Origin of the sequence: Acidovorax radicis N35 (assembly GCF_000204195.1) — a bacterium.
Taxonomy (GTDB): domain Bacteria; phylum Pseudomonadota; class Gammaproteobacteria; order Burkholderiales; family Burkholderiaceae_C; genus Acidovorax; species Acidovorax radicis.
Genome location: NZ_AFBG01000020.1, coordinates 362,607 through 384,742, shown reverse-complemented (window position 1 = coordinate 384,742; position 22,136 = coordinate 362,607). Strand labels below are relative to the sequence as shown.

At 62.9% G+C, this 22,136-nt stretch carries 21 protein-coding genes; 5 read left to right on the top strand and 16 right to left on the bottom strand.

The genetic code is table 11. The features are described from left to right. Window positions 1-182: 182 nt before the first annotated feature. The 12 genes from ARADN35_RS0115540 to ARADN35_RS0115485 all read right to left on the bottom strand — a co-directional run bounded on the left by ARADN35_RS0115540 (window position 183) and on the right by ARADN35_RS0115485 (window position 11,269). Window positions 183-1,646 carry a DegQ family serine endoprotease gene (locus tag ARADN35_RS0115540; protein ID WP_029414064.1) on the bottom strand — a complete coding sequence of 488 codons (1,464 nt, stop codon included), beginning with the start codon at window positions 1,644-1,646 and terminating at the stop codon, window positions 183-185. Window positions 1,647-1,821: 175 nt separating this feature from the next. Continuing rightward, window positions 1,822-2,814, bottom strand: coding sequence for a MucB/RseB C-terminal domain-containing protein (locus tag ARADN35_RS0115535; RefSeq protein WP_010463749.1), 993 nt, complete (start codon window positions 2,812-2,814; stop codon window positions 1,822-1,824). Window positions 2,815-2,937: 123 nt separating this feature from the next. Continuing rightward, the gene (locus ARADN35_RS0115530; RefSeq protein ID WP_010463748.1) at window positions 2,938-3,609 is read right to left on the bottom strand and encodes a sigma-E factor negative regulatory protein; all 672 of its coding nucleotides are present in this window, start codon (window positions 3,607-3,609) and stop codon (window positions 2,938-2,940) included. Window positions 3,610-3,618: 9 nt separating this feature from the next. After that, window positions 3,619-4,245 carry an RNA polymerase sigma factor RpoE gene (rpoE, locus tag ARADN35_RS0115525; RefSeq protein ID WP_010463747.1) on the bottom strand — a complete coding sequence of 209 codons (627 nt, stop codon included), beginning with the start codon at window positions 4,243-4,245 and terminating at the stop codon, window positions 3,619-3,621. Between the two features lie 651 nt (window positions 4,246-4,896). Beyond that, window positions 4,897-6,141, bottom strand: a complete 1,245-nt coding sequence (fabF, locus tag ARADN35_RS0115520) for a beta-ketoacyl-ACP synthase II (protein WP_010463746.1) — start codon at window positions 6,139-6,141, stop codon at window positions 4,897-4,899. A 48-nt stretch (window positions 6,142-6,189) separates the two neighbouring features. Beyond that, complete coding sequence (acpP, locus tag ARADN35_RS0115515; RefSeq protein WP_003058049.1) at window positions 6,190-6,429, bottom strand: acyl carrier protein; 240 nt, start codon at window positions 6,427-6,429, stop codon at window positions 6,190-6,192. Window positions 6,430-6,532: 103 nt separating this feature from the next. Next, window positions 6,533-7,279, bottom strand: a complete 747-nt coding sequence (gene fabG, locus ARADN35_RS0115510; RefSeq protein WP_010463736.1) for a 3-oxoacyl-ACP reductase FabG — start codon at window positions 7,277-7,279, stop codon at window positions 6,533-6,535. Continuing rightward, the gene (gene fabD / locus ARADN35_RS0115505; protein WP_010463735.1) at window positions 7,276-8,226 is read right to left on the bottom strand and encodes an ACP S-malonyltransferase; all 951 of its coding nucleotides are present in this window, start codon (window positions 8,224-8,226) and stop codon (window positions 7,276-7,278) included. The genes fabG and fabD overlap by 4 nt, the downstream gene beginning before the upstream one ends. Window positions 8,227-8,286: 60 nt before the next feature. Then, on the bottom strand, window positions 8,287-9,264 hold the full coding sequence (locus ARADN35_RS0115500) for a beta-ketoacyl-ACP synthase III (RefSeq protein ID WP_010463733.1): 978 nt from the start codon (window positions 9,262-9,264) through the stop codon (window positions 8,287-8,289). Further along, entirely contained in the window at window positions 9,264-10,319 is a 1,056-nt protein-coding gene (gene plsX, locus ARADN35_RS0115495) for a phosphate acyltransferase PlsX (RefSeq protein ID WP_010463732.1), read from the bottom strand. The genes ARADN35_RS0115500 and plsX overlap by 1 nt, the downstream gene beginning before the upstream one ends. 108 nt (window positions 10,320-10,427) lie before the next feature. After that, window positions 10,428-10,610 (bottom strand): 50S ribosomal protein L32, encoded by a 183-nt coding sequence (rpmF, locus tag ARADN35_RS0115490; protein WP_005794249.1) that lies wholly within the window; start codon window positions 10,608-10,610, stop codon window positions 10,428-10,430. Window positions 10,611-10,720: 110 nt separating this feature from the next. After that, window positions 10,721-11,269 (bottom strand): YceD family protein, encoded by a 549-nt coding sequence (locus ARADN35_RS0115485; protein ID WP_010463716.1) that lies wholly within the window; start codon window positions 11,267-11,269, stop codon window positions 10,721-10,723. A gap of 25 nt (window positions 11,270-11,294) precedes the next feature. Between ARADN35_RS0115485 and ARADN35_RS0115480 the strand changes: the two genes are divergently transcribed. From ARADN35_RS0115480 to ARADN35_RS0115470, 3 genes are all read left to right on the top strand, one after another. Then, entirely contained in the window at window positions 11,295-11,894 is a 600-nt protein-coding gene (locus ARADN35_RS0115480; protein WP_010463715.1) for a Maf family nucleotide pyrophosphatase, read from the top strand. A gap of 154 nt (window positions 11,895-12,048) precedes the next feature. Further along, window positions 12,049-12,825: an SAM-dependent methyltransferase gene (locus tag ARADN35_RS0115475; RefSeq protein WP_010463713.1), complete on the top strand. Its 777-nt coding sequence runs from the start codon at window positions 12,049-12,051 to the stop codon at window positions 12,823-12,825. Window positions 12,826-12,827: 2 nt separating this feature from the next. After that, window positions 12,828-14,006: a toxin-antitoxin system YwqK family antitoxin gene (locus ARADN35_RS0115470; RefSeq protein WP_244265914.1), complete on the top strand. Its 1,179-nt coding sequence runs from the start codon at window positions 12,828-12,830 to the stop codon at window positions 14,004-14,006. A gap of 140 nt (window positions 14,007-14,146) precedes the next feature. On the opposite strand, the gene ARADN35_RS0115465 is transcribed toward ARADN35_RS0115470, so the two are convergent. The 4 genes from ARADN35_RS0115465 to ARADN35_RS0115450 form a co-directional block, all read right to left on the bottom strand. After that, entirely contained in the window at window positions 14,147-15,193 is a 1,047-nt protein-coding gene (locus ARADN35_RS0115465) for a S49 family peptidase (protein WP_010463709.1), read from the bottom strand. A gap of 95 nt (window positions 15,194-15,288) precedes the next feature. After that, a complete protein-coding gene (locus ARADN35_RS0115460) occupies window positions 15,289-15,666 on the bottom strand; it encodes a Rieske (2Fe-2S) protein (protein ID WP_010463708.1) in 378 nt (125 codons plus the stop codon). 27 nt (window positions 15,667-15,693) lie between these two features. Beyond that, window positions 15,694-16,368, bottom strand: coding sequence for an HAD family hydrolase (locus tag ARADN35_RS0115455; RefSeq protein ID WP_010463706.1), 675 nt, complete (start codon window positions 16,366-16,368; stop codon window positions 15,694-15,696). A 19-nt stretch (window positions 16,369-16,387) separates the two neighbouring features. Continuing rightward, on the bottom strand, window positions 16,388-17,389 hold the full coding sequence (locus ARADN35_RS0115450; RefSeq protein ID WP_029414061.1) for an RluA family pseudouridine synthase: 1,002 nt from the start codon (window positions 17,387-17,389) through the stop codon (window positions 16,388-16,390). Between the two features lie 599 nt (window positions 17,390-17,988). Between ARADN35_RS0115450 and ARADN35_RS0115445 the strand changes: the two genes are divergently transcribed. Further along, window positions 17,989-21,126 carry an Rne/Rng family ribonuclease gene (locus ARADN35_RS0115445; protein ID WP_010463702.1) on the top strand — a complete coding sequence of 1,046 codons (3,138 nt, stop codon included), beginning with the start codon at window positions 17,989-17,991 and terminating at the stop codon, window positions 21,124-21,126. A 214-nt stretch (window positions 21,127-21,340) separates the two neighbouring features. After that, complete coding sequence (yaaA, locus tag ARADN35_RS0115440; protein ID WP_010463699.1) at window positions 21,341-22,123, top strand: peroxide stress protein YaaA; 783 nt, start codon at window positions 21,341-21,343, stop codon at window positions 22,121-22,123. The last annotated feature ends 13 nt before the right edge of the window (window positions 22,124-22,136 follow it).

Below are 22,136 nucleotides of genomic sequence, written 5' to 3'. Positions count from 1 at the left end.
CGTTGAACAGGGGGCTCTATTCTATCGAAATCAGTTGATAGACTTTAAAAAAGTTAGCCTCGGCTAACTTTTGCCGTCAACAGAAGGGAAAGTAAAAAACCAACGCCGAAGCCCACACCAAACATCCATTGCTGAAGTGGGGACATTGGCCGACCCCATCGCCCCACTTGTCACAACGCTCGTCAGCGACCTGGACGGATCAAAGCATATTGAGCCCAGTCACCACGCCGATACAGCACATTGATGGCTTTGCTCTTGTCAGCCTTGGTCAGTGCAGCCTCAAACTCCTTCACACCGGATACTTCAGTGTTGGCGATCGCAAGGATTACATCCCCTTCGCGCAGGCCGGCCCGCGCAGCGGCTTCCGTGGCAGTCGCCACCAGCACCCCTCCCTTGATCTTGAGTTCCTTCTTCTGGGCGTCCGAAAGCTCCGTCACCGCCAATCCCATCTGTTGTGCAGCGGCTGAAGCCTTGGGTTTCTCTTCACGCTCCGCTGTTTTGGCAACCGGCTTGTCGGGCTCGATTTCGGCGATGGTGATACTTAGATCCCGCGAGGCGCCTCGGCGAAATACGGTCATGGTGCTTTTGCTGCCGGGCTTGGTGTTGCCGACCAGTCGGGGCAGATCCGCAACCTTCTCGATGGACTTGCCATCGAAACGGGTGATGATGTCGCCAGCCTCCACACCCGCCTTATCTGCGGGTGATCCGGCCTCCACCCCGGTCACTAGCGCCCCCTGGGCCTTGCCCAAACCAATGGACTCTGCAACGTCTTTGGTGACCTGCCCGATCTGCACACCAATGCGGCCCCGTGTGACCCGCCCAGATGCGCGCAACTGCTCACTCACGCGGATGGCCTCATCCATGGGAATCGCAAATGAAATACCCATGAAACCGCCAGAGCGCGAATAGATCTGGCTGTTGATCCCCACGACCTCACCGCGCATATTGATGAGCGGGCCTCCCGAGTTCCCCGGGTTGATGGCCACATCGGTCTGGATGAACGGCAGGTAATCCCCGGTATCTCGCTGCTTGGCACTCACGATGCCCGCAGTCACGGTGTTCTCCAGCCCGAAGGGAGATCCGATCGCCATCACCCATTCCCCCACCCGCAAGCGCCCCACATCGCCCACCTTGACGGCAGGCAGGCCCGTGGCCTCTATCTTGACCACAGCCACATCGGTTCGCTTGTCCGCGCCGATGATCTTGGCCTTGAACTCACGCTTGTCGGTGAGCGTCACAATCACCTCATCCGCCCCGTCCACGACATGCGCATTGGTCATCACAAACCCATCCGCAGTCAGGATGAAGCCTGAGCCCACGCCGCGCGGTTGCTCATCGTCTTGCGGCCGCTGGGGACGTTGCTGCCTAGGCGCGTTAGGAATCGGCACGCCAAAACGGCGAAAGAACTCCAGCATCTCCTCGTCCATCCCATTTGCACTTGCACGGCTCGACGCTTTTTCCACCGTCCGGATATTGACCACCGATGGCCCCACCTGGTCCACCAGATCCGTAAAGTCTGGCAGGCCACGAACGGCGGCGGCAGGCTGAGCGATCGCCGCTTGCGGCAAAAGTCCTCCCCCGGCAACCCCAGCAAACATGCACGCAAATGCTACGGAGCGCAGCACATTTCCATCGAACTTCGGCATCATCGACCTTTCGTGATTGGTAGCAAATACAGTCAATAACTGTGTGTAACTGTGAAGAGTGTGCGGCCATTTGGTTCCCACATCGGAACGCGCTTTGCATGCCCCTGCAACCCTGCGTGCCACCGCGCTGGCGTAGAGGCAGCAACAACCAGCCTTACACCGGCAGGCACCAAAGTCAGCGTGTGCGCTCCAACTGACCTGCAAACAGACGAAGGGTCTGAAGGGGAACCTCCCCCACCGCTGTAAGCCACACATCGGCCAAGATGCGCTGTGCAAGCAGTTGCGTGGCACCCATGTTCGAAATCTGGGGCTGGGCGGGATGGCGCTGGGGATCAAACGGCTCGATGAACAAAGATACCGATGCAAGGCCGTCGGAGTAGAGGCATTGCAGAACGCCCTGAGCATCGTCGTCGACGGACACCGAGCGCCGATGGCAACTCACGGGAACAAAACCCGCAATGGGCTGGCGCAGGGCCCAGCCCTGCGCAGTGGCTGTGGTCTTGACCACGGCCGGAGCCACCACCTTATAGCCTGCCGTCGCGTCCATCAGACGCGAGAGCTGTTCCACGCGTACTGGCGCGTTCAAGTCCAGCTCAGAGAAGGCAGCCTGTTCCAGAACGCGTCCATTTCCGCCCAAGGTCTGCAGCTTCACAACCAGGCCTGTCTCCCGCTCGCTCCATAGCTTGTATCCGAAACGCAGCGAGTCCACAGGCTTGAACCACACTACATCAGCAACGAAACCCGCAACCCGCTCCAGCCCCACGGAACGCGCGGAATAGAACTGGGAAATCGAAGTACCGTCGACAACGGGAACACGCGGAAACAGTCCAGAGGCTTCGCGGCGATCCGAGCGCACCACACGCGCCTGAGGCCAGAAAGTACGCACCTCATCATTGCGCCGGAAAATAGTCCGTGGCGTGCCAGTCAACGCCTCTACGCGCTCCATCTGCAGCGGCCCATCACACGCATGCCAGATGCGCGAACTGGCCATCGCGCCGGAAGCAGCCAAAACCACAAAAGTACCTGCATAAGGGCGCGCACAGGGAGCGTTGTGCATGCGCTCGATCCACTGGACAAGACTTCGCTCTATCGGCGCCGGGGCTATTTCCCCTGCAGAACTAAGCGAACTCTCGACGGGAGGCGCACCCATCGCGACGGAAAGCTCCATCGCGCAAAGCGCTGCCATCATCCAAGGTTTGAACTGGCGGCGCAGCACACCCGACCAACCACCCGCAACCCCTATATTGCCCATCGCAAGATCTCAGCACAAGGTCACATGCGCCACCCAGACTCAACGGCTGGGCGTCTCAAAGGTCGCATTGCGCAAGAAACCTGCAGGCATCTGCAGTGCGGACGTACTGCCAAACTGCTTGTGGGCCGCGAGCAACTCGTCCAGGCGAGGATCCCGAATCATCACCTGCTGCCCACCGTCGGCATCGGCCACCGAGACCACGGGCGCACCGCCAGCGCTCGGAGGCACTTCAGGCGACAGTACCAGCTGAGCGCCACCAGAAGCCCCGGGGACACCACCGCCTGGCAACGTGGCCAAAGAGGTCCAGCCAATGGCGGCAACCGCTGCCAGAGAGGCAAAACCCGCGACCATCTTCCAGCGGAAGACAGACGCATTGGCGGCATTCTCCATCGCAGGGGCGACCAATTCCACTTGCTGCGTCCGGGCTTCCGGCCGTGCAACAGGGCCTTCCTTGGCCAATTCCCCGCGCAACCGGGCCATGAAATCTGGATTGGCAGGCTGCGCCAGATCGGAAGAACGCAACACATCCCCCACCAGATGGTAGAGCTGCCAAGTGGCATGGCCTTCGGCTTGCGCGGCATAGGCCAGGGCTTCTGTCATCTCATCCCCCTGCAATTGGCCATCGGCCAAAGCAGACAGCTGCTCACGCCTGCCCATCTCATTCACCACGGAACCGCCTGCCAACCCATCGCTTCGTACAGCCTTGTTCATTTCATTACCTCACCACCGTTTGCCTGACTGGTTTTCAAGCAGGGGACGCACTCTTGCCGAAATGGCTTCACGCGCCCGGAAAATCCGTGACCGCACCGTACCGATGGGGCAATCCATGGCCGCTGCAATCTCTTCGTAACTGAGTCCTTCGATCTCACGCAACGTTACCGCCTGCCGCAGATCGTCAGGCAATGCCTCCATGGCCGCATTCACGGCCTGGGCAATTTCTCGGGCTGCGAGCACCGTTTCGGGAGTTTCGTCGCTGGTTAGTTCGTGTCCAAGGCGGGAAGTTTCATCGTCGTCATCATTCCCCCGCAACGCATTCTCGGAGATGACCGGATTGCGCTTCATGTCCATCAACGCCTTTTTGGCGGTATTGACAGCGATCCGGTAGAGCCAAGTGTAGAACTGCGCATCCCCCCGGAACTGGTGCAGCGCTCGGTACGCCCGGATGAACGTCTCCTGGGCTATATCCTGAACAATGTCGGTGTCGCGCACCATCCGGCCAATGAGGCGCTCAATGCGGCGCTGGTACTTGATGACCAGCAATTCATAGGCACGCTGGTCGCCCGCTACCGTACGCTCCACCAGTTGGAGATCGCTATCTTCGGAAGGGGAAGGCGGAGTTACAGTCATGGATACTCAAGATTCCCACCCACGGCTGCTGGCCGGGGCGGTTGCGTCAGCGTTGTCAGCGCCCGGTCTGGCGCGCGAATATACCGCACGCCGCAGATCCAGCCAACGCTCGGGCTGTGTGGAACGCTCCAACCATAGCCAGATGCGGCCACGTCCCATTGGACAGGCATGCAGCCACAAATATGACTGCACATCGAGAAGGACTTCAGGGGGGACAGACAGCGCCATGCCTGCAACACCGGAGCTCGGGGACTCCAGCGTCCAGACTTGGCCATCCCAGCGAAGAACACCAGAGAACTGATAAAACCAGCAATGAAATGTGCTGGCCGCAGCCAGACACCAAAGGATACTGGCCACAACAGCGGGCCATAGCGAAGCTGCGCCACCGCTTTGGACGAGCCAAGCGCCGAGCCCTCCTGCACTGGCCAGCAGCAAAGCCACCAACAAGAGCCCCAAAATCCGACTTCGCCGCAGGGGATAGAGCACTGCTGGCGGTCGCCTTGACGTCACACCCATGGAGTGGCACCCAGCCATGGCCGGCCACCCCTCAACACAGACCACAGCCTCGTGCCGACACCGCCACGGATTGCATGACTGCGACAAGGTAACCAGGCCTCGCCATTCCGGGCGGCAGAGCGTCTTGCCAGAAAATCAGACGCGCTTGAAAACCAGCGTCCCGTTGGTGCCGCCAAAACCGAAGTTGTTTTTGACTGCGACGTCGATCTTCATGTCCCGCGCCGTATTGGCGCAGTAATCCAGATCACACTCGGGATCCTGATTCAACAAATTGATGGTGGGCGGCACCTTTTGCTCATGCAGGGCCAGCACCGTGAAAATGCTTTCGATCCCACCGGCTCCACCCAGCAGATGGCCGGTCATGGATTTGGTGGAACTCACCACGGTCTTGTAAGCATGGTCGCCCAAGGCCGCCTTGATCGCATTTGTTTCGTTGATATCACCCAGAGGCGTGGAAGTGCCATGGGCGTTGAGATAGTCGACTTCGTCGGCGTTCATGCCCGCGTTGCGCAAGGCGTTGAGCATGGCGCGGCGCGGGCCGTCCATATTGGGCGCCGTCATGTGACCGGCATCAGCACTCATGCCAAAGCCGCACAGTTCCGCATAGATCTTGGCGCCCCGGGCTTTTGCGTGCTCATATTCCTCCAGCACCATGACCCCGGCCCCCTCGCCCAGCACAAAACCATCGCGGTCCTTGTCCCAGGGGCGAGATGCGGTCTTGGGGTCATCGTTGCGGGTGGACAGGGCGCGCATCGCAGCGAAACCACCGATGCCCAGCGGCGACACCGTGGATTCGGTACCGCCCGCCACCACCACATCCGCATCACCGTATTCGATCATGCGGCCCGCCTCGCCGATGCAATGCAGGCCCGTCGTGCAGGCCGTCACCACAGCAAGGTTGGGCCCCTTGAAGCCAAAACGCATGGACACATGGCCCGCCACCATATTGATGATGGACGCCGGCACAAAGAACGGCGTGATACGCCGGGGGCCACGATTGACCAGCTCCGCGTGCGTATTTTCGATCAGTGGCAAGCCACCAATCCCCGAGCCGATCACGCAGGCTATGCGTGTCGCAAACTCTTCACTGAGCGCTTCACCCGTGGGCAGGCCGGCATCTGCTACTGCTTGTGCAGCAGCTGCAATACCGAAATGGATGAAGCTGTCCATCGCGCGCGCATCCTTGGCGCTGATGTACGACTCCAGGTCAAGACCTTTGACCTCCCCCGCAATCTTGCAGGCGAAGTTCGACGCGTCGAACTTGGTGATGAGATCAATGCCGGATCTTCCGGCAAGGAGGTTGGCCCAGGATTCGGCCACCGTGTTGCCCACGGGGCTGACGCATCCCAGGCCGGTCACGACAACGCGACGACGGCTCATGCGTAAAAATCCTTCTGCTGATCGCTTGAGTCAGGCGCAGTGCGCCGCTCAGGCCTTCTGATGGGTGTTGGCGTAGTCGATGGCGTTTTGCACCGTGGTGATCTTCTCGGCGTCTTCATCCGGAATCTCAATGCCGAATTCGTCTTCCAGCGCCATCACCAGTTCCACCGTGTCAAGCGAGTCGGCACCGAGGTCTGCCACGAAGGCTTTTTCATTGGTGACTTGGGACTCTTCCACACCGAGTTGTTCGGCAATGATTTTTTTGACGCGTGCTTCGATATCGCTCATGGTTTCCCTCTGGGGGTTGTGAATGAATCCGCGATTCTAGCCGCTTAAGGAGAAGCCCCTCAGCAGCCCGCCGTCCGGATGAACCGGCGTTATCTTCCATCAACTACATGTACATGCCGCCATTGACATGCAACTCCTGTCCAGTCACATACCCCGCCTCACGCGAAGCAAGGTAGGCAACGGCATGCGCGATGTCTTGTGGCTTGCCCATATGCCCCAGCGGGATCTGGGCGTTGAGGGCTTTTTGCTGTTCTTCAGGCAACACGGAGGTCATGTCGGTCTCGATAAAGCCCGGCGCCACGCAGTTCACCGTGATGCTCCGGCTGCCCAATTCGCGTGCAAGGGCACGGGTCATGCCCGCGACGCCCGCCTTCGCCGCAGCATAGTTGGCCTGACCTGGATTGCCCGAAGCACCAACCACACTGGTAATGCTGATGATGCGCCCAAACCGCTGCTTCATCATCGGCCGGATCGCAGCGCGGCTGACACGGAAGACCGCCTTGAGATTGGTATCCATGACAGCATCCCAATCGTCATCCTTCATGCGCATGGCCAGGGTGTCGCGGGTGATGCCCGCATTGTTCACCAGCACATGCAGGCCACCCTGCTGCTTGACGATGGCGTCGAGCAGCACTTCAATGGCGGCAGCATCGTTCACATTCAGGTTGGCGCCACGGCAGCCAGGATAGGCCGACAGGGTCTGGCTGATGCGCTCAGCGCCCTCGTCTGTCGTGGCAGTACCCACCACCTGATAACCACGCACAGCCAGTTCCAGAGCGATGGCAGCGCCGATGCCACGCGATGCGCCCGTGACCAGCGCCACTTGCGCCGCAGATATGGATTGCGTCATGCCAACAACTCCCGGGTTTCGGCCAGAGTGGCCGGATCAAACAGCGCAGCACCGACCAGTTCAGGATCGATGCGCTTGGCCAGGCCCGCCAGCACTTTGCCGGGACCGCTTTCAACAATATGGGTAACACCCCGGGCTTTCAGCGCCTGCACACACTCCACCCAACGCACAGGACCAAAGGCCTGCCGGTAAAGGGCATCCCGGATCGCGCCCGCGTCCTGCTGCACAGCCACGTCCACGTTGTTCAGCACAGGAATCTGGGGAGTGGCAAGCGCCACATCCGCCAGCGCCAGGCGCAACTTCTCGGCGGCAGGCTTCATCAGGCTGGAGTGAAAGGGGGCAGACACGGGCAACGGCAACGCGCGCTTGGCACCTGCCGCCTTGAGCAGCTCGCAGGCCTTGTCTACACCCGCCTTGGTACCCGCAATGACGGTCTGGGCGGGATCGTTGAAATTGACAGCCTCAACCACCTCCGCCGTCCCGGCACCGAACGAAGCCACAGCATCGGCACACCCTGCAATGACCTTGGAAGCCTCCATACCCAGAATGGCAGCCATGGCCCCAGTGCCGACCGGCACCGCCTCCTGCATGGCCGCTGCGCGCAGGCGCACCAGCGGCGCCGCCTGCGCCAGCGTCAACACACCCGCTGCGACCAGCGCCGAGTACTCGCCCAGCGAATGCCCGGCAACCGCCACCGGGGTAGCACCACCATCGGCGCGCCAGACACGCCATGCAGCCACACCGGCCACCAGCATCACCGGCTGGGTGTTGGTGGTCAGCGCCAACGCCTCTTTGGGGCCTTCCTTGATCAGCAGGCCAATATCTTCACCCAGAGCCTCCGATGCTTCCTGCACGGTCTGGGCCACCACCGGATGATCACCCCACCCATCGAGCATGCCCACCGATTGCGAACCTTGTCCCGGAAAGACAAATGCAAAAGACTTCATGAAAAATCCAGAAATATGATTGAAATTGAGGCCTAGCGCTTATCCATCAAGCGCAAACAGCTATAACTTCAGGAGCACCGCACCCCAGGTGAAGCCCCCCCCCACGCCTTCGAGCAGCAGGGTCTCGCCCTTTTTGACCTGGCCGGTGCGCACTGCATGGTCCAGCGCGAGAGGGATGGAGGCTGCGGACGTGTTGCCGTGCTGGTCCACCGTGACCACGACCTTGTCCATGGACAGCTTGAGCTTGCGGGCCGTGCCTTGCATGATGCGGATATTGGCCTGGTGCGGGATCAACCAGTCGATGTCTGCCTCGGTCAGCCCCGCTTTGGCCAGCACCGCGTGGGCAGCCTTTTCCAACACCCCCACCGCCAGCTTGAAGACGGCTTGCCCGTCCATCTTGAGGACAGGGTCACCCAGCACCTTGCCGCCCGCCACATTGCCAGGCACACACAGGATGCCCACATGTTTTCCGTCGGCATGGAGATCGCTGGACAGGATGCCAGGCGTCTCAGACGCCTCCAGCACCACAGCCCCCGCCCCATCGCCAAACAGCACGCAGGTGGTGCGGTCGTTGAAATCCAGAATACGGCTGAAAACCTCCGACCCAATGACCAGTGCGCGGTTGGCGGCACCCGTCTGGATCATGGCATCCGCCACGGACAAGGCATAGACAAAACCGCTGCACACTGCCTGCACATCAAACGCCGGACAACCGTTGGCTCCCAGCTTGTTCTGCAATATGCAGGCGGCCGAAGGAAACACCATGTCCGGGGTGGACGTAGCCACAATGATCAGGTCAATGTCTGTCGGCAAAAGGCCCGCAGCCTGCAAGGCATTGCGTGCAGCCTCCAGACCCAGATCGCTGCAAGCGACATCAGGCGCTGCGAAGTGGCGTGCGCGGATGCCAGTGCGCTCGACGATCCACTCGTCCGAGGTTTCGATGCCGCGCTGGCCCAATTCAGCCACCAGATCAGCGTTGGTCAGCCGGCGCGGAGGCAGATAGCTGCCGGTACCGGTAATGCGGGAGTAGCGTCTCATCAATGTGTCATCGTCGCCGCAACGCCAGGCTTGGGTTGGGCATCCGCAGGCACCAGAAGCGGCGCTGCATGCGCAATCCGGGCCCGGACGCGGTCGAGCAGGTTGTTGCGGGCTGCATCATACGCCCGGTTCAAAGCCTGCTCGAACGCCATTGTGTCGGCCGATCCGTGGCTCTTGAACACCAGCCCCCGCAGCCCCAAAAGTGCCGCGCCGTTGTAGCGCCGGTAGTCCATGCGCTTCATCAACGCTTTTAAGACAGGATAAGCGGTGATCGCAGCAATTTTGGTGAAGATATTGCGCGAAAACTCAGTCTTGAGGGCACCAATGATCATCGATGCAACCCCTTCGCTGGCTTTGAGGGCGACATTTCCCACAAATCCGTCACAGACCACGATGTCAACCGTGCCCTTGAAAATGTCGTTGCCCTCGACATTGCCGTAAAAATTCAAATCACCGGAACTAGCGGCTGATCGCAGCAGTTCACCGGCTTTTTTGATCACTTCACTGCCTTTGATGGCTTCTTCACCGATATTCAGCAATCCGACAGTGGGCTCACCCCCGTCCTTGAGGACCGACACCAGGGCAGAACCCATCACAGCGAACTGCAGCAAATGTTCGGCAGAGCAATCCACATTGGCACCCAGGTCGAGCACCGTCGTGGCGCCACCCGCAGCGTTGGGCAGCTGAGTCGCAATGGCGGGTCGGTCAATGCCATCGAGCGTCTTGAGGAGATAGCGCGCAATGGCCATCAGCGCGCCGGTATTGCCCGCCGAAACGGCTGCAGAGGCTGCGCCATCCTTGACCTGCTGGATCGCCACACGCATCGAAGAGTCCTTCTTCTTGCGCAATGCGACCTCGACCGGATCGTCCATGGCGACCACTTCGGAAGCGGGAACCATAGTGGCACGGTCGTGCGAAAACGATTGCAAACTGTCCACCAGGCCGACGAGCAGCAGGTGGGCATCAGGGTGTTTGTCGAGGAACTGGCGGCACGCCGCGAGCGTGACGCGGGGGCCATGGTCGCCCCCCATGCAGTCAACAGCCAGTGTGATCATGGGCGACTTGTCCGACCGGCTACACAGGCCGGAAGATGAAATGCAAGGGTCAAAACAAAGGCCCGCGCTACGATTTCAGTAGCAACGGGCCTTTGGGTGGGGCGAAGGTCAGGCTTCAGATTTGTTCTTCAGCACCTGACGGCCACGGTAGAAGCCATTGGGGCTGATGTGGTGGCGCAGGTGGGTTTCACCGGTGGTGGGTTCCACTGCAATGCCTGGCACATTCAGGGCATTGTGCGAGCGGTGCATGCCGCGCTTGGAGGGAGACTTTTTGTTTTGCTGAACGGCCATGATGGCTCCTGATCTGGAATAGGTTGGTAAAAACGCGATCAGCCCAAAAGACACGATGGGGTTCGCGTGAAGCCCACGATTATAACCCAAATGATTTTTGGGCCGGCCAATCAGCCCTTGTCGTCTTTGCGCAGCGCTGCCAACGCTGCAAACGGATTGGGCTTTTCGTCATTGGCTTCCTCGAAATCGTCGTCCGAAGAAGCCAGCGGCACCGAGGTAGGGCACTCGTCGTGTTTGGGCACCACAGGCAATGCCATCAGCAACTCGTCCTCGATGAGTTCATGAAGGTCAAACTCGCGGCTCATGGCAAGCAGGTCTTCCTCGCTCTCGTCGTCCAGCGCCTCGGCAGTGGCCTCGTCGGCCACGAAGCGGAACTCCCGATCAACCTCCAGCGGCACATCCACAGGAGTCATGCAACGCTGGCATTCCATGGGAAAGCTCGCCTGCACCTTGATATGCAGCCACACCTGGCCCATTCCGCCCAACGCAGTACGCACTTCACCGAGAGCTTCCCAATCCACCATCAAGTCTGGGTGCAGGCCCTTGGCCTCCTGGGCCAACCGTTCGTACTTCAAAAGTGAATCGTGGCCCGCCAGCCGACCACCCGCCTGTGCAAAGGCTTTCACGTCGAGGCGCTGTGCGGAGAATTCCTTGGTCATGGCGGCAGTGTAAGAGAATCGGCGCATGCATCAATCCCCTCCCCTGCAACGCCCTCTGGTATTGGGCTCCACCTCGCGCTATCGGCGCGAGTTGCTTCAGCGGTTGAACCTGCCTTTTGACGTCGCGGCCCCGGATGTGGATGAGACCCCACTGCCCGGCGAAGCCCCTCGTGCTCTGGCCTTGCGCCTGGCGCTGGCCAAGGCGCGCGCCGTGGCACAGCAGCACCCCGAGGCGGTGGTGATCGGCTCCGACCAGGTGGCAGACCTCGCTGGCGAGCCGTTGGGAAAACCAGGCCTTCATGAACGCGCAGTGGAGCAGCTGCGCCAGATGCGCGGACAAACGGTGATTTTCCAAACAGCCCTGGCCGTGGTGTGCACGGCAACAGGCTTCGAGCAGGTCGACCTGGCCCCTGTGGAGGTCAAATTCCGCGACCTGTCCGACGCGGAAATCGAGCGCTATCTGCGCGCCGAGCAACCCTATGACTGCGCCGGCAGCGCCAAGAGCGAAGGCCTGGGCATTGCGCTACTGGACGCCATCCACAGCGACGACCCCACCGCGCTCATTGGACTGCCTCTGATCCGCACTTGCCGCATGCTGCGCGCTGCAGGGCTGGTGCTGCCATGATGAGACACCCCCTGAGTCGCTTTGCGCCGACCCCCTCTCCTTGGGGAGGGGGACGCACCCAGGGGCCTGGCAAAGCCAGTTCCACGGGTGCACTTTCCTGGGCCACACCAGTTTCCTGGGCTGCAGATACCGCGCAGCACAATGGAGACCGACGATGAATACCAAAACCGGAACGCTGTTCCTCGTGCCCGCGCCGCTCGATTTTGGCTGCGACACCCAGGTCCCGCTTCAGGATGCGCTGCCCACCAGCACCCTGCAGGCCGCCGCGCAGCTCACCCACTGGGTGTGCGAGAACGCCAAAAGCACCCGCGCCTACCTCAAGCGCGTGGACGCCCTCTACCCCTTGGCCGCGCCCCTGCAGCAGCAGCAGATCACGGAACTGCCCCGCGAAGTTCACAAAAAAGGCGACCACGGCGACAAGGGCTCGGCCCCGTTCGACGCCCGCCCGCTGCTCGCCGCAGCCCTGGCGGGGCACGACATGGGGCTGGTCAGCGAGGCGGGCATGCCTGCCGTGGCCGATCCCGGTTCGTCCGTGGTGCGCGCGGCACACGATCTCGATATCCCCGTTGTCCCCCTGGTGGGCCCGGTGTCGCTGCTGCTGGCGCTGGCGGCCAGCGGATTGAACGGGCAGAACTTCGCGTTTGTTGGCTACCTGCCCCAGGACAGCCAGGAACGCATCCAGCGCATCAAGGAGCTGGAAGGCCTGGCCCTCAAGACGGGGCAGACCCAGCTTTTCATCGAAACCCCGTACCGCAACGCTGCCCTGTGGCAGGCACTGGTACAGGCGCTACAGCCCCACACCCGCCTGGCGCTGGCCAGCGGGCTGACATTGCCCGATGCACGCATTCGCAGCCAGCTGGTGCGGCAATGGCGCCAGCAACCGACGCCCCCCGACAACCGCACCCCTGTCGTGTTTGCACTGGGCCGCTGAGCATGAAGTTTTCATTTGCTATATTTCTAATAGCTATCAGCGCTTACGGATCAAGCGCTGAGGCCATTATTCGTTGTGAATTAAATGGCAAGGCCATCAATATTTCCAACGGTGCTGAAACGGCCGGCCAATCCGGACTGGTGCGCTGCCGCGAAGACGACACCGGCCACCTCCAGCGCGAGCAGGAACTGCGCGACGGCAAGTTCGTGGGCCTGGAGCGCATGTTCGACCGAGAAGGTCGCCTGCAGCGCGAACGCACGGTCAACGAGCGCGGCAACAGCCATGGCCGGGTGGCCGAGTTCTGGCCCAACGGCCAGGTGCGGCGCGAGGAAACCGCCGACAACGGTCGTACCCAGGGCGCCGTGCGGCGCTTTGATGCCACCGGCCGCGTGGAGCGCGTGTCGTTCCACGGCGACGGGCAGGAGCTGTTCTCTGTGGAGACCAACAGCAAGGGCCAGCCCACGCGCCTGCTCTGCCCGCGCGCCAGCGTGCTGCCCGAAGACCGCAAGCTCTGCGGATTTGACAGCGTCATCGACACCCTGCTCCACGCAGAAAACGGCACCAAAACCGCACAACTGCGCTACGACCAGGGCCGCCTGCTGAGCGCAACCGAATGGACCCCCGAAGGTGTCGTCGCCGCGCAGCAGCTCATGGTGGACGGCCGGCGTGTGCACCGCAGTTTCACCACGGAGGGCGGCAAAAGCGTGCTGCGTGAAGAGCGTGTCTTCAACCCGGATGAACGCACGCTGCGCGATACGCGCGGCCCGCTGCTCAGCGCCAAACGCTACGGCGCATCCGGCCAGCTCATCGAGCAGCGCAGTTTTGCCGACGGCCGCGAGGTGCAGGTCGAGCGCTGGTACCTGAACGGATCGGTGCGTGAACGCAGCACCTGGAGCGGCACCGGCGAACAGGCGCGCATGCAGCGCGAGATGTACCGCGACGATGGCAAGCTGGCGCGGCGCGAGCAGCTCAATGCCGAGCAATGGCCGGTGGGCACCCAGCAAGCCTTTCACGACAACGGGCGGCTGGCCGTGGAAGAACAGTACTCCGCACCCAAGGCCCGGGGGCGCACGCGCCTCACGGCCCGCAAGCAGTGGGACGAGGCAGGCAAGCTCGTGGCAGACGACACTATCCTCGAAGACGGTTCGCGCCAGCGCAAGGCCAGCGGGCTGGACAGCTAAAGAACCGCCCTCTTGCCAGCCCTTGGAGGCCCGGCACGGCCGGCTGCGTCACACCACGCATGCCCAGACGCGAAAATGCCCCGTGTGGAATCTCCACCCGGGGCATTTTTTGAATGACCCGCAAGCCAGGGCGGACAGTTTCAGCGCAGCTGAGGTCCAGCCACTGACAGCGACTTCACCGCGCCCACACCGATCGCTGCACCAAAACGCTTGACCAGCCGTTCAGCCACGTTGTCGCGGCGGGTGTAGTCGATGATGTCTTCTGCCTTCACCACTTCACGCGCCACGTAGTCCAGGTTGCCCAGCTTGTCAGCCAGGCCCATTTCCACAGCCTGCTGGCCGGTCCAGAACAGGCCGCTGAAAGTATCGGGCGTGGTCTTGAGGCGATCGCCACGGCCTGCCTTCACCACAGCGATGAATTGCTGGTGGATCTGGTCGAGCATGGTCTGCGCATAGGCACGCTGCTTTTCGGTCTGCGGGCTGAACGGGTCCAGAAAGCCCTTGTTCTCGCCCGCCGTCAGCAAGCGGCGCTCCACGCCCAGCTTTTCCATGGTGCCGGTGAAGCCAAATCCGTCCATCAGCACCCCGATGCTGCCCACGATGCTGGCCTTGTCCACGTAGATGTCGTCGGCGGCGGCGGCGATGTAATAGGCGGCCGAGGCGCAGGTTTCTTCGACCACCGCGTAGATCGGCTTGTTGTGCTTGGCCTTCAGACGCACGATCTCGTCGTTGATGATGCCTGCCTGCACCGGGCTGCCGCCGGGTGAGTTGATGAGCAGCACCAGGGCTTGCGAGCCTTCGTCCTCCAACGCGCTGCGCATGGCGGCCACGACGAACTCGGCACTGGCCTCGGCGCCGCTGGCGATCTCGCCCTTGATATCCACCACCGCCGTGTGCGGAGCACTTTTGCTCGCACTGGGTGATGCCTGGCGCAGGGCCAGGAAGGCAACGGCGGCAATCAGCACCAGCCAGGCCAGGCGGAAGAAAATCTTCCAGCGGCGGGCGCTGCGTTGTTCATTGAGGGCAGAGAAGGCCAGCTTTTCCAGCGTGGCGCGCTCCCAGCCGGGTTCACGCGATGAATCGCTCACAGATGCTCCTGAATTTGTAGCTGCTTGCGCCCACAGGTCGGGCGCGGGATTGCTTTTTGGGTCAAAGCCCGAAGAGCCGGGCTGCTGGGGGTCGGTCATGTCATGCGTCCTGGGTACTGCGCTGGCAGTGTTGCCCGCGCATCGCGCAGGCTGGCACCGGGCGACAGCACATAAGGGTATTTCAACTGGATTTTCTAGAACTCTACGGGCCGCAGGTTGTAAGCAGTATGCCAGTGCACCACACCATCGCTTTCGGACAAGCCAATTTTCACAAGCCCGCCCCGGCAGGGACCGCCCGCGCACTGGCCGGTGCTGGGCAGGTAGGCCGCCCCATGCGTAGCGCACAGCAGCCACTGGCCGGTGTCGTCAAAAAAACGGCCCGGCTGGTAGTCCATCTCCATGGCCACATGGGTGCAACGGTTGAGATAAGCGTGGGGCACACCCCGGTGCCGGATGGCAAAAGCGCGGCAGGTCTGGCCCGAATAAATCACATCAAACGCAACGGCCAGCCCGCTGTCGACCAACTCGCTGCTGTTGCACAGTGCAATGGCCTGCTCGGGAACGGTTGTCATGGGTTTTCCCCGCTCCGGTGCCGCACTTCAGGCGTGCTGCAGCAACCAGTCATGCAGTTCGCGCACCGAATGGGCCACACCCAGCGGGTTCAGCACCTGGAACGCATCGGGTTCATGGGCGCCGTAGCTCACTCCCACGCTTGCACAGCCCGCGTTGACCGCCATTTGCAGGTCGTGGGTGGTGTCGCCAATCATCAGAAGGCGCTCGGGCGGCACGTCGAACTCGGCCATCAGCTCCTGCAGCATCAGCGGGTGTGGCTTGCCTGCAGTTTGGTCCGCCGTGCGCGAACCGTCGAACACGCCTTTGAGTTGCACCGAGTGCAAAGCCTCGTCCAGCCCGCGCCGGCTTTTGCCCGTGGCCACGGCCAGCAGGTGGCCACGCTCGCGCAGGTCCGTCAGAAGTGGCAGCACACCTTCAAACAGGCTCAGGTCATCCTGGTGCTGGATGTAGTGAAAACGGTAGCGGTTGCCCAGATCGTTGTACTTTTCAGGCGGCACATCCGGGGCCGCATGGGCCAGCGCCTGCGTCAGCGCCATGCCAATCACATACGAAGCCTCTTTGTCCGTGGGTACGGTGCCGCCCACGTCGCGCACCGCCGCCTGGATGCAGCGCACGATGATGGCGGTGGAATCAAACAAGGTGCCATCCCAGTCAAAGGCGATGAGATCGAAGCGGCGCGGACGGAAGGTTTTGGCGGGCATGGGGTTCGTTCATGCCTTCTCAGGCAGGGGACACAAAATCGGCCAGCTCGGGCGGCAGCTCGGCATTCAGAGCCACCCGTTCACCCGAGGCGGGGTGGTTGAACTGTAACCGCCAGGCATGCAGGAACATGCGCTTCATCCCCTGCTTTTGCAGGCGCTTGTTCAGCTCAAAGTCACCGTACTTGTCGTCGCCCACGATGGCATGCCCCTGACTGGCCAGGTGCACGCGGATCTGGTGCGTACGGCCGGTCTTGATCGTCACCTCCAGCAAAGACATCACCGGCAGGCCCTGGGCGGGGCGCGCAGTGACCGTGCTGCGCACCTTGACCAGCGTGATGGAGCGCATGCCGTCCGGATCGTCGGCCGTGGTCACGCGCACGCGGCGCTCGCCATCGGCCTGCAGGTACTTGTGCAGCGGCAGGTCGATGACTTTTTTGTTTGCAGGCCACGCGCCCGTCACGAGCGCCAGGTACGTCTTGCCGGTCTCGCGCTCGCGGAACTGGTCCTGCAGGTGGGTCAGCGCCGAGCGCTTCTTGGCCACCAGCAGGATGCCCGAGGTTTCACGGTCCAGCCGGTGCACCAGCTCCAGAAACTTTGCCTGCGGGCGTGCCTGGCGCAACTGCTCGATCACCCCAAAACTCACGCCGCTGCCACCATGCACCGCCACACCGGCGGGCTTGTCGATGGCAATCAGGTGGTCGTCTTCGAGCAGGACGGGAAATTCGCGTGCCGGCGCCGGGCGCTCGGCTTTTTCGGCCACTTTGTCAGAGATGCGCACGGGCGGCAGACGCACCACGTCCCCCACCTCGACGCGCGTGTCGGCACTCACCCGGCCCTTGTTGATGCGCACCTCGCCGCTGCGGATGATGCGGTAGACATGCGTTTTTGGCACACCCTTCAAGTGGCGTATCAAAAAGTTATCGAGCCGCTGGCCTGCGGAGTCTTCATCGACCTCCACCAGGCGGGCTGCGGGAAGCCCCCCAGGGGCGGCGGGCGGTTTGGCCCCTATAATGTGTTTCACCTGCGCGTTGTTATGTAAGTGGTTGATTTGTCTGGAGTTTAGTCCACACAGCCCTTGCCCCTCGTGCAGGCAGGTCGATGCCAGCGGGCGTCGTGCGCGCAGATTGCAGGCCAGATGCCTGTGGTGGCCAGCACGCCGTGCGGCGGGCTGACAGATTGAAACACTGATACGGAATCCCCCAAGCTTGCAGATGTTCCCTACCCGGGAGCGGTCTGCCAGCGGATCGAAGCGAGCATGTGGCTGTTGATGGCATGGATAGAGACCCTGTGGCGGAGGCTGCGGCCTTCGGCTGCATGCTCAAAATCGCCCTCAGCGCACAGCCAGCAAGCGCAATCAGCTACTCTTTTGATAGCAAAACTGCGCTCCTACCACTCGCCCCCTTCCACGCGCCCCTGCCTCACGATGCTGCGCTAGAGCGCGGCAGATCACTGGCATCCCCGGCAATTCCCTTCGTTTCGATGCGTCAGTCCAGGCATTCACAGCTCCTGTAGAGCTTGTTGTATTGGTTTGGAAACTGTGGGCGGCAGCCCGCGCAGCCCTCCCTGCTGGTCAGGTTGGCTGCACCGCTGCTGTCCGCGAAACACTGAAGGAATCGCATCATGAAGCGGATGCTCATCAACGCCACGCAGCCCGAAGAACGGCGCCTGGCCATCGTCGACGGACAAAAGCTCCTCGACTACGAAATCGAAATCGAAGGGCGTGAACAGCGCAAGGGCAACATCTACAAGGCCGTCGTCACGCGCGTCGAGCCCTCGCTGGAAGCCTGCTTCGTCGACTACGGCGAAGACCGCCACGGCTTCCTGCCGTTCAAGGAAATCTCGCGCAGCTACTTCACCCCCGGTGTCTCGCCCAGCCAGGCGCGCATCAATGAAGTGATCCGCGAAGGCCAGGAGCTGCTGGTCCAGGTCGAAAAGGAAGAGCGCGGCAACAAGGGCGCGGCGCTGACCACCTTCGTCTCGCTGGCCGGCCGCTACGTCGTGCTGATGCCCAACAACCCCCGTGGCGGTGGCGTATCGCGCCGCATCGAGGGCGAGGACCGCGCCGAGCTCAAGGAGGCGATGGACCAGCTGGAATACCCCAATGGCATGTCCATCATCGCGCGCACGGCCGGCATTGGCCGCACCGCGCCCGAGCTGCAGTGGGACCTGAACTACCTGCTCAAGCTGTGGACCGCGATTGACGGCGCTGGCAAGGGCGGCAAGGGCGCCTTCCTGATCTACCAGGAATCTTCGCTCGTCATCCGCGCGATCCGCGACTACTTCAACAACGACATCGGTGACATCCTCATCGATACCGACGACATCTACGAACAGGCGCAGCAGTTCATGGCGCACGTCATGCCCGAACATGCCGCCCGCGTGAAGCGCTACCGCGACGACGCCGCCCTGTTCAGCCGCTTCCAGATCGAGCACCAGATCGAATCGGCCTACGCCCGCACCGTGCAGCTGCCCTCGGGCGGCGCCATCGTGATCGACCACACCGAAGCGCTGGTCAGCGTGGACGTGAACTCGGCACGCGCCATCAAGGGCGGCGACATCGAGGAAACCGCCACCCGCACCAACCTGGAAGCCGCCGACGAAGTGGCCCGCCAGATGCGCCTGCGCGACCTGGGCGGCCTGATCGTCATCGACTTCATCGACATGGAAGAGTCGAAGAACCGCCGCGAAGTGGAAAACCGCCTGCGCGATGCGTTGCGCCAGGACCGTGCCCGCGTGCAGTTCGGCACCATCAGCAAGTTCGGCCTCATGGAAATGAGCCGCCAGCGCCTGAAACCCGCCCTGTCCGAAGGCTCGTCCATCCCCTGCCCCCGCTGCGGCGGCTCGGGCCACATCCGCGACACTGAATCGTCGGCGCTGCAGATCCTGCGGATCATTCAAGAAGAATCGATGAAGGACAACACGGCCGCCGTGCACTGCCAGGTGCCGGTGGAAGTGGCCTCGTTCCTGCTCAACGAAAAGCGCACCGAGATCGCCAAGATCGAACTCAAGCAGCGCGTGGCCGTGCTGATGGTGCCCAACAAGACGCTGGAAACCCCCAACTACCGCCTGGAACGCCTCAAGCACGACGACCCGCGCCTGGACCACATCGAAGCCAGCTACAAGCTCGCCGAAGAAGTGGAAGACCCCACGGCCGTGACGCGCCGCTCGCAAGAGCCCACCAACAAGCAGACCCCGGTGATCAAGGGCGTGCTCCCTGACGCCCCCGCCCCGACGGCCGAGCCCCGCGCTGAAGGTGCCACCCGCCCACCACGCGCCGGCCAACGCCCAGCCGCTGCGACTGCGCCAGCCCCCGCACCTGTGGCAGCCCCTGCCCCGGTTGCCGCGGCACCGCAAGAGCAAGGCTTCTTTGGGTGGATCAAGAGCCTGTTCGGCGGCAGCGCTGCACCGGCAGCCCCTGCCCCCGTGGCAGCACCCGCACCGGCAGCCGCCCCAGAAACCACCGGCCGTGGCGAACCCCGCCGCGATGGACGCAACGGTGAAGGCCGTGGCCGCCGTGGTGGCCGCGATGGCAACCGGGACGGCCAGCGCGAAGGCGCGCCCCGTGACGGCAACCGCGAAGGCACCGGCGAAGGCCGAGGCCGCCGTGGCGAACGCTCGGCCGAAGGCCGCGCACCCCGCGACGCAGAGAGCCGCCCACCGCGTGACGCAGAACGCCGCCCCGAAGGCGAGGCCCGTGAAGGGCGCGAAGGTGGCCGCAATGGACGCGAAGGACGTGAAGGTGGCCGTGGCCGCCGCGACACCGAGCCGCGCAACCAGAACGCCGGGCTGAACGGTGACAACACCGCGGCTGCCAATGCGCAGGTGGAAGGCCCCAATGCCGGCAACAACGGCAACAACACAGAAGGCAATCCCGCCCAGCAGCCCCGTGGCGAACGTGGCCCGCGCCGTGAGCGTGGTGATCGCGGCAACCGTGGCGAACGTGGTGAACGCACGCCCCGCGCCGTGGAAGCCCAGGAAACCGCCGCAGCCGCTGCGCCCGGCGACTTTGTGGACACTGCGCCGCTGGCTGCACTGCCCGACCTGGACCTGACCGGCAGCGACGCCCAGCCCAACGGCAACGGTGCCGCCGCAGAAGAGCAGCGCCGCGAGCGCCGTTCGCGCGACCGCTACGGCCGTGACCGCCGCGAGCGTGGCGAACGGGGTCCGCGCGACAACACCGGCGCTGAAGCTGCAGCACCAGCGATGCTGGATTTCGACCCCACGCAAGCCGAACCCGCGCCCGCACAGGACGAGGCTCCGCGCCGCAGCTACTTCAGCGCCCCCGCCGCAGAGCAAGCTGCACCCACCGCAGCGCCGGTGGCTGTTGCCGAGGCCGCTGCACCGGCACCCGTTGCTGCGCCTGCCGCTGCGCCAGTGGCCCCGGTGGCGGCTGCGCCAGCACCTGCCGTTGCAGCAGCGCCTGTCGCAGCCGCCCGGGCTCCCGCTGTGGCCGCTGCAGCGCCAGTGGCGCCCACCGCAGCACCCGCAGCGAGTGGCCTGCCACGCGTCCAGACGTTCGCACTGCCCATTGATGAACTGCAGCAGGTTGCTGCCGCATCGGGCCTGCAGTGGGTGAACTCCGACGTCGACAAGATCGCAGCCGTCCAGGCCGCGATTGCCGCAGAACCCAAACCCATCCGCGTGCCGCGTGAGCGCCCACCGGCCGTGGTGCTGGATGAAGGCCCTCTGGTGCTGGTGGAAACCCGCCGCGACCTGTCGGCCATGAAGCTGCCTTTTGAGCAGCCACCGGCGGCTTGATGCCCTGAAACGGCTGCGCCCCCCCGGGGCCGCAGCCTTCCACAAAGAAGGCGGCCCTGGCCGCCTTCTTTTATGGGCGCCTGCCAAATACCCGTCAGCGCCCGAAGACAGCCTTTCAACAGGTACCATTTCAAGCCGCCCTGGCCCCTGGCTGCCACTCTCTGCACCGCCCCGCCTGCTTCACCCTTCGAGATCCACGGACCTTCCGCCGCCCATGCTGTTCCTGCTGTCTCCCGCCAAATCGCTCGACTACAACACGCCCTTGCCCGAAGGCCTGCCGCACACAACGCCCCAGTTCGTGGCGCAATCCGCGGCCCTCATCGAGGTGCTGCGCGCGCAATCCCCCCAGCAGATCGCCTCGCTGATGGACCTGAGCGACAAACTCGCGGCGCTCAACGTGGCGCGCTACCAAGCCTGGCGCCCGCGTTTCACGGCCACCAACTCGCGACAGGCGCTGCTGGCCTTCAACGGTGATGTGTACGAAGGGCTGGAAGCCCGCACGCTGGCGCCCCAGGACCTGGACTGGGCCCAGACCCATGTGGCCATCCTCAGCGGGCTGTATGGCGTGCTGCGGCCACTCGATCGCATGCAGCCCTACCGCCTGGAGATGGGCACCCGCCTGGCCACGGCAGCAGGCAGCAATCTGTACCAGTTCTGGGGCAGCCAGATTGCCGAGCATCTCAACACCCGCCTGCGCGCCGACACCACGCCCGTGGTGGTCAACCTGGCGTCGCAGGAGTACTTCAAATCCGTAGACCGCAAGGCGCTCAAGGCGCGTGTCATCGAATGTGTGTTCGAGGACTGGAAAGGCGGCGCCTACAAGATCATCAGCTTTCACGCCAAACGCGCGCGGGGCCTGATGGCACGCTATGCCATCACGCACCGCGTGGCCACACCGCACAAGCTGGAAGGATTTGATCTGGACGGCTATGCCTTTGCCCCGGCATCATCCGAACCCGAGCGCCTTGTCTTTAGGCGCAAGACGCCCACGGCGTAAACCCCAAGAATCC